Annotated in this window: 8 protein-coding genes; 5 read left to right on the forward strand and 3 right to left on the reverse strand. The window is 74.5% G+C overall.

The window, feature by feature from the left end; genetic code table 11:
• Positions 1 to 225 precede the first annotated feature (225 nt).
• Positions 226 to 1,278: a cation diffusion facilitator family transporter gene (locus tag AOK24_RS28465; RefSeq protein WP_055722917.1), complete on the reverse strand. Its 1,053-nt coding sequence runs from the start codon at positions 1,276 to 1,278 to the stop codon at positions 226 to 228.
• A 56-nt stretch (positions 1,279 to 1,334) separates the two neighbouring features.
• Here AOK24_RS28465 and AOK24_RS28470 point away from each other — a divergent pair, with 56 nt between their 5' ends.
• Positions 1,335 to 1,718 (forward strand): ArsR/SmtB family transcription factor, encoded by a 384-nt coding sequence (locus AOK24_RS28470; protein ID WP_055722918.1) that lies wholly within the window; start codon positions 1,335 to 1,337, stop codon positions 1,716 to 1,718.
• Between the two features lie 8 nt (positions 1,719 to 1,726).
• Here the strand turns inward: AOK24_RS28470 and AOK24_RS28475 are convergent, their stop codons facing one another.
• Together AOK24_RS28475 and AOK24_RS28480 are read right to left on the reverse strand one after the other, a co-directional pair.
• Positions 1,727 to 2,926 carry a 4-hydroxybenzoate 3-monooxygenase gene (locus tag AOK24_RS28475; protein ID WP_055722919.1) on the reverse strand — a complete coding sequence of 400 codons (1,200 nt, stop codon included), beginning with the start codon at positions 2,924 to 2,926 and terminating at the stop codon, positions 1,727 to 1,729.
• 40 nt (positions 2,927 to 2,966) lie between these two features.
• Positions 2,967 to 3,377, reverse strand: coding sequence for a CoA-binding protein (locus AOK24_RS28480; RefSeq protein WP_055722920.1), 411 nt, complete (start codon positions 3,375 to 3,377; stop codon positions 2,967 to 2,969).
• A 208-nt stretch (positions 3,378 to 3,585) separates the two neighbouring features.
• On the opposite strand from AOK24_RS28480, the gene AOK24_RS28485 reads away from it, so the two are divergent.
• The 4 genes from AOK24_RS28485 to AOK24_RS28500 all read left to right on the forward strand — a co-directional run.
• A complete protein-coding gene (locus tag AOK24_RS28485; RefSeq protein WP_055722921.1) occupies positions 3,586 to 4,314 on the forward strand; it encodes a hypothetical protein in 729 nt (242 codons plus the stop codon).
• 287 nt (positions 4,315 to 4,601) lie between these two features.
• On the forward strand, positions 4,602 to 5,117 hold the full coding sequence (locus tag AOK24_RS28490) for a SixA phosphatase family protein (protein ID WP_055722924.1): 516 nt from the start codon (positions 4,602 to 4,604) through the stop codon (positions 5,115 to 5,117).
• Positions 5,118 to 5,141: 24 nt separating this feature from the next.
• The gene (locus AOK24_RS28495; protein ID WP_055722922.1) at positions 5,142 to 5,768 is read left to right on the forward strand and encodes a YigZ family protein; all 627 of its coding nucleotides are present in this window, start codon (positions 5,142 to 5,144) and stop codon (positions 5,766 to 5,768) included.
• 92 nt (positions 5,769 to 5,860) lie between these two features.
• Positions 5,861 to 6,813, forward strand: a 953-nt coding sequence (locus tag AOK24_RS28500) for an exonuclease SbcCD subunit D (RefSeq protein WP_055722923.1), incomplete at its 3' end; no start/stop codon positions are given.

Genomic DNA, 6,813 nt, shown 5'->3' on the forward strand with positions numbered 1-6,813 from the left:
GTGGTGGGGGCGGGGCTCGCTGTTGGGTGAAGTCCGTTCGGCGGGGCCCCACTTGGCCGGGGCCGTGTGGGCGGGGTGCCTTGTCCGGGCCAGGTCGGCGTGGCTCGCGCGGCGAGGCGCGGTTCGGTGGCTGCCCTGGGGTGTTCGGTGGGGCTCGGTTCGGTGGCTGACTCGGCTTGTCCGGCGAGGCTCTGCCCGACTCGGCCGGGGTGCGGTCCGTCGCCCTCACGCCCGGGCATGGTGCGCCAGCCTCAAGTGCGGGTCCGCTAGGCCCTGTTGTGGTGCCGGGTCCGCGTGGACCAGGGCTGCTGTGAGGCGGGGGACGGTGTGGAGGAGGGCGTGTTCCGCGTTTACCGCGATTTCGTGGGCCGCGCGGAGGGTTGCCTCGCCGTCCACTACGAGTGCGACCTCCGCGCGCAGGCGGTGGCCTATCCAGCGCAGGCGCAGCTCGCTGACGTCGCGCACGCCGTGGACCTCGCGGAGGGCTGTTTCCGCGCGGTCCGTGAGGGCGGGGTCGACCGCGTCCATGACGCGCCGGAACACCTCGCGGGCGGCGTCGCGCAGGACGAGGACGATGGCCGCGGTGATGGCCAACCCCACGATGGGGTCGGCGAGTTGCCAGCCCAGGGCGGAGCCGCCCGCGCCGAGCAGCACCGCGAGCGAGGTGAACCCGTCGGTGCGGGCGTGCAGGCCGTCGGCGACCAGCGCGGCCGAGCCGATCTCGCGGCCGACGCGGATGCGGTAGCGGGCCACCCACTCGTTCCCGGCGAAACCGGCCAGCGCGGCGACGGCCACCGCCCCGACGTGGTCGACGGGACGCGGGTCCAGGAGCCGGTCAAGCGCCGCCCACCCCGCGAACGCCGCCGACGCCGCGATCGTCAGCACGATCACGATGCCCGCGAGGTCCTCGGCCCGGCCGTAGCCGTACGTGAAGCGCCGGGTCGCCGCGCGGCGGCCCAGGGCGAAGGCGATGCCCAGAGGGACGGCGGTGAGCGCGTCCGCCGCGTTGTGTACGGTGTCGCCGAGGAGGGCGACGGAGCCGGAGACGGCGACGACGGCGCCTTGGGTGAGGGCGGTCAGGCCGAGGACCGCGAGCGAGATCCACAGGGCCCGCATGCCGCGCGCGGAGGACTCCAGGGCGGGGTCCAGTTTGTCGGCGGTCTCGTGGGAGTGGGGGCGCAGGAGGTGGGCCAGGCGGTGGCGGAGTGGGTGCGGGTGCGCGTGTCCGTGCTCGTGTCCCTGCGGGTGCTCGTGCTCGTGGTGGTGCTGTCCGCTCATCGCGTTCCCCTTCCCTCGCCCTGGACTTACCCCGCCCTCCGCCGCATTATGTGCGTATGAGCGCACGCATGCACCTTTCATCTGCACACCATGTGCACCCACACACCCCGGGCGAGGAACAGTTCGCCCTCGCCGCCGAACTCCTCGCACTGCTGGGCGACCGCACCCGCCTGACCCTGCTGCACGCCCTGAAGGAGGGAGAGGCGGACGTCGGGACGCTCACGGAGGTGTGCGGCGCGGCCCGTCCGGCGGTGAGCCAGCACCTCGCGCGGCTACGGCTGGCGGGGCTGGTGACCACGCGCAAGGAGGGACGGCGGGTGATCTACTCGCTGCGCCACAGCCACCTGGAGCGGCTGGTCGCGGAGGCACTGAACGTGGCGGACCACCGGATGACCGAGACGGGCTCGGACACACCGCCTCAGCAGGGCCCGGCTCAGTAGGGCCCGCCTCAGTAGTGCTCGGCGCTGCCCAGGTACTGCTCCGCGAACGCCGTGGCCGCCGCCGGTGACGTGAACAGCCGCCGCAGCCGCGCGAACGACGTTCCCGCGCGGAAGGGGTCACCGCTCGCGGAGCCGTGGTAGACCTCCGACAGCCACTGCGAGAACTCCTGGTAGTCCCACACGCGGCGCAGACACGCGTCCGAGTACCCGTCGAGCCCCCGCCCGTCGCCCCGCAGCAGGTAGGCCACCAGCGCGTCGCCGAGCAGGAACGCGTCGTGCAGCGCGAGGTTCAGGCCCTTCGCCGCGATCGGCGCGATCAGGTGCGCAGCGTCCCCGGCGAGGAAGAGGCGCCCGTACGTCATGGGCTCGACCACGTAGTCGTGCATGTCCAGGACGCGCTTCTCGATCAGCTCGCCCTCGGCGGGTGAGGGGGCGCCGGCCGCCGCGAGCCGCGTCCGCAGGGCCGCCCACACGCGCTCCGGCGGCCAGTCGTCCGGGTCGTCCCCGGGCGGGCACTGGAGGTAGTACCGGGTCACCTCGGGGCTGCGCGCCATGTGCCCGGCGAACCCGTCCGGATGCACGCCGAACAGCACACAGTCCGAGGACGGCGGCGCCTGCGCGAGGAGCGCCAGCCAGCCGATGCCGTAGTCGTGCCGGGCCACCCGCGCGTGCCTCTCCGGTATCGCCGTACGGCTCACCCCGCGCGCGCCGTCCGCGCCGACCACGAAGTCGCAGTGCAGCAGCCGCCGTTCGCCCGTGGGGTCGGTGTACGACACCGTGGGGCGGCCGGTCGTGAGGCCGTCGATCCCGACGTCCCGGACCCCGAAACGGGCGTCCCCGGCGCGCACGTCCGCGTACTCCCGGACGAGGTCCGTGACCAGCAACTGCTGCGGGTACACGTAGTGGTGGCGGCCCGTCAGCTCGCCGTACGCGAAGCGGTACCCGGCACCGCCGAAGCGGAACTCGCACGCCGTGTGCCGCTCGGCCCGCTCCAGCAGGCGGTGCGCCAGGCCCCGGCGGTCCAGTGCGCGCACCGCCCACTCCTCCAGCACGCCCGCGCGCGGGCGCTGTTCGATGAACGCGCGGCTCTCCGCCTCCAGCACCACGCATTCCACCGACGCGGCCCGCAGGATCGTGCCGACGGCGAGCCCTGCGGGGCCCGCGCCGATGACGACGACCGGGACGCGTTCGGGGGACGGTGAGTTCACACCGCCAGTATGGCCGCCGGGTCCGACAACGCCCTCCGGCCTACCGGCCCAGCCTGGGGATCTCGATCGCGGGGCAGCGGTCCATGACCATGTCGACGCCCTGCGCACGCGTGCGCGCGTACGCGTCCTCGTCGACCACGCCCAACTGGAACCACACGGCCTTCGCGCCCTTCGCCACGGCCTCGTCGGCCACCGCGCCCGCGAGGTCGCTGTTCACGAACACGTCCACCACGTCCACGGGGAACGGGATCTCCGCGAGGGACGCGTACCCCTGCTCCCCGTGCACCGTCTCCGCCTTCGGGTGCACCGGCACGACCCGCTTCCCGAACCGCTGGAGCACCTCGGCGACCCCGTACGCCGCACGCGCGGGGTTCGTCGACAGGCCCACCACGGCCCAGGTGTCGCCGCTCTCGGTGAGGATCTTGCGGATCGTTGCCTCGTCGCCGTACACGGGTGGCCTCCAGGGGACGCGGATGAAGTGTCGCTGGTGCCAACCTCCGGAGGGTGCGGGGGATTCCGGGGTGTCCGTACGCGCGCGGGAGGGCGGCGACGGCCCGCGCGCGGGCGGGACGTGTCACCGGTGTCCTGTTTCCGTGCCTTTCCCGTCGTTTCCGCTCCATCGAACTGCGCGCGGGCGCCGGGCCGCCTACGCTCGCCCCGTGCTCCGCATCATCGACGCCCGTACCGGCCAGTCCGTCTCCGCAGCCCCTGTCCGCCGTGGTCTCACCCGCGTCGAGGTGCATGCCTCGGGGTACGGGACGGGGTCGCTGAGGGTGCTGCTCGTCGCCGACCTCCTCGTGCGGGCGCTCGAACTCGGCGGCACGCCCGTGTGGGCGCTGCTCACCGGGGAGCGGGACCAGGCCGAGCTGCGGGCCGGGGCGGTGGCGCTCGGGGCGCGGCCCTTCGAGGACAGCCGGGACGTCGGGGCGGGACTCGGGGAAGCCCAGGTGGTGCACGTCGCGCAGGAGAGCGCCGCCGGGCCCGACGGGCTGGTGCTCGCCGTGGCCCCCGTGGAGGGCGTGACGAGCCCCTCGGCGGCCTGGGACACCGACCCGGCCGCCCTGCGCCTCGCGCTGCTCGCCGTGCGCCGGGGGACGGCCCTCAGGCTCGACGAGGACGCGGTCAGCGAGGCCCGCGAGACCCTGACGCGCTGGCGGCACGCCGTCGCCGACTGGGCCCGCCGCCCCTCACGCCCGGTCCCCGACCCCGTACGCGCGCGCCTGCGCCACGCCTGGGAGGACGACCTCGACATCCCGGCGGTCCTCGCCGTCCTGCGCACCGTCGAGACCGACCCCACCCTCCCCGACGGCGCCCGCTTCGAGACGTACGCGTACGCCGACCGCCTCCTCGGCCTCGACCTCGCCCGCGACCTCGGGACCCTGACGTGAACGCGCCGCGCGCGCACGCGGGAGACGGCGGCGCGGGTTTCGCAGGCGCCCGCGCGGGAGGTGGCGTGAGTGGTGTCGGCTTGGCGCGCGCACGCGCCGGAAGTGTCGGAGAAGGCGGCGACGCCCATGCCGGCCGTGCCCGCGCGGGAGGTGGCCAGGAGGGGAGCGGCGTCGGTTTCGCGCGCGCCCGCGCTGGGGGTGCCGCAGAAGGCGACGGCGTCGGCTTCACGCGTGCCCGCGCGAGCGAGCCCGAGGAGAGCCGTTTCGTTCCCGCCGGTGCCGGTGCCCTGCGTCGGCTGGTCGTTCTGCGGCATGCGAAGTCCGCCTGGCCCGACGGGGTGCCCGATCATGACCGTCCGCTCGGGCCCCGGGGTCTGCGGGACGCCCCCGCTGCCGGGCGGGCGCTTGCCGAGGCAGACTGTCTGCCCGACCTCGCCCTGTGCTCGACAGCCGAACGTGCCCGCCGTACCTGGGAGCTGGCGTCGGCGGAGTGGGGCACCCCGCCTCCCGTACGCCACGACGCCCGGCTGTACGGCGCCGATGTCCCCGAGATCCTGGACGTCCTGCGTGAGACGCCGCCCGAGGTCGAGACGCTCCTCCTGGTCGGCCACAACCCCGGCCTGGAGGACCTGGTCCTGGACCTCGCGGGCGACGGCGTGGACGACACCCTGGAGCGGGTCGCCGTGAAGTTCCCCACCTCCGCGATCGCCGTCCTGGCCTGGCACGCGGCGACCTGGCGCACGCTCGCGCGCGGGACGGCGCTCCTGACGTCGGTGATCGTCCCGCGCGGGAGGAAGCACTGACCGGACGCCCCGTAGGCTGACCGGATGCAGGACGAGTACCGAACCGTCGCCCGCGCGGGCGTGCACGAGACCGAGGTCAACCGCTCCCGCTTCCTGTGCGCGCTCGCCCCGGCGGCCACCGAGCGGGAGGCCCAGGACTTCATCGCGTCCGTCCGCAAGGAGTACGCCGACGCCACGCACAACTGCTGGGCGTACGTCATCGGCGCCGACGCGTCCGTGCAGAAGGCCAGCGACGACGGCGAACCGGGCGGCACGGCCGGGCTCCCCATGCTCCAGATGCTGACCCGCAGGGACATGCGGTACGTCGTCGCCGTCGTCACCCGCTACTACGGCGGCGTCAAACTCGGCGCGGGCGGCCTCATCCGCGCCTACGGGGGCGCGGTCGGCGAGGCCATCGACACCCTCGGCACGATCACCCGGCGCCGCTTCCGCCTCGCCACCCTCACCGTCGACCACCAGCGCGCGGGCAAGCTCCAGAACGACCTGCGCGCGACCGGGCGCGAGGTCCGCGACGTCCGGTACGGGGAGGCCGTCACGATCGGGATCGGGCTGCCCGACGCCGATGTGGACGCCTTCCGGAGCTGGCTCGCGGACGCGACGGCGGGGACGGCCGGCTTCGAGCTGGGCGGGGAGGCGTACGGGGAGGTGTGAGGGGGCGTGAAGGGGCGGGTGAGAGCCGCAGGAACCCCCGATGTCCCTGACGCCGCACGGGATGTCGGACCCGGCCGTTAACCTCGGTGACCATGAGGCTCCTGCACACTTCCGACTGGCATCTGGGCCGGGCGTTCCACCGGGTGGACATGCTCGGCGCCCAGGCCGGATTCATCGCCCACCTGGTGGCGACCGCGCGCGAACGCGAGGTCGACGCGGTGGTCGTGTCGGGGGACGTGTACGACCGAGCGGTCCCGTCCCTCGCGGCGGTGGAGCTGTTCGACGACGCCCTGCACCGGCTGGCCGAACTGGGCGTGCCGACGGTGCTGATCTCCGGCAACCACGACTCGGCCCGCCGCCTCGGCGTCGGCGCCGGGCTCATCGACCGCGCGGGCATCCACCTGCGCACGGACCCCGCGTCGGCGGGCACCCCGGTGATCGTCCCGGACGCGCACGGGGCCGTCGCCTTCTACGGCCTCCCGTACCTCGAACCCGCCCTCGTGAAGGACGAGTTCGGCGTCGAGAGGGCCGGGCACGAAGCGGTCCTCGCCGCCGCCATGGACCGCGTCCGCGCCGACCTCGCCACGCGCGCGCCGGGCACCCGCTCCGTCGTCCTCGCGCACGCCTTCGTCACCGGCGGACAGCCCAGCGACAGCGAGCGGGACATCACGGTCGGCGGCGTCGCCTCCGTACCGGCGGGCGTCTTCGACGGCGTCGACTACGTCGCGCTGGGCCACCTCCACGGCGCCCAGACCCTCACCCCCCGCGTCCGCTACTCCGGCTCGCCCCTGCCGTACTCGTTCTCGGAGTCGACGCACCGCAAGAGCATGTGGCTGATCGACCTGGGCGCGGCCGGTGAGGTCACGGCGGACCGCGTGGACTGCCCCGTCCCGAGGCCCCTGGCCCGCGTCAGGGGCACGCTGGACCACCTCCTGACGGACCCGGAGCTGGCGCGGCACGAGGACGCCTGGGTGGAGGCGACCCTCACGGACCCGGTCCGCCCCACCGACCCCATGGCCCGCCTCACGGCCCGCTTCCCCCACAC

The sequence above is a fragment of the Streptomyces niveiscabiei genome (genome assembly GCF_001419795.1).
GTDB lineage: Bacteria > Actinomycetota > Actinomycetes > Streptomycetales > Streptomycetaceae > Streptomyces > Streptomyces niveiscabiei.

Coding starts and splice junctions, on each gene's coding strand:
- AOK24_RS28465 (WP_055722917.1), bottom strand. CDS start 1,278: ATGAGCGGACAGCACCACCACGAGCACGAGCACCCGCAGGGACACGAG.
- AOK24_RS28470 (WP_055722918.1), top strand. CDS start 1,335: ATGAGCGCACGCATGCACCTTTCATCTGCACACCATGTGCACCCACAC.
- AOK24_RS28495 (WP_055722922.1), top strand. CDS start 5,142: ATGCAGGACGAGTACCGAACCGTCGCCCGCGCGGGCGTGCACGAGACC.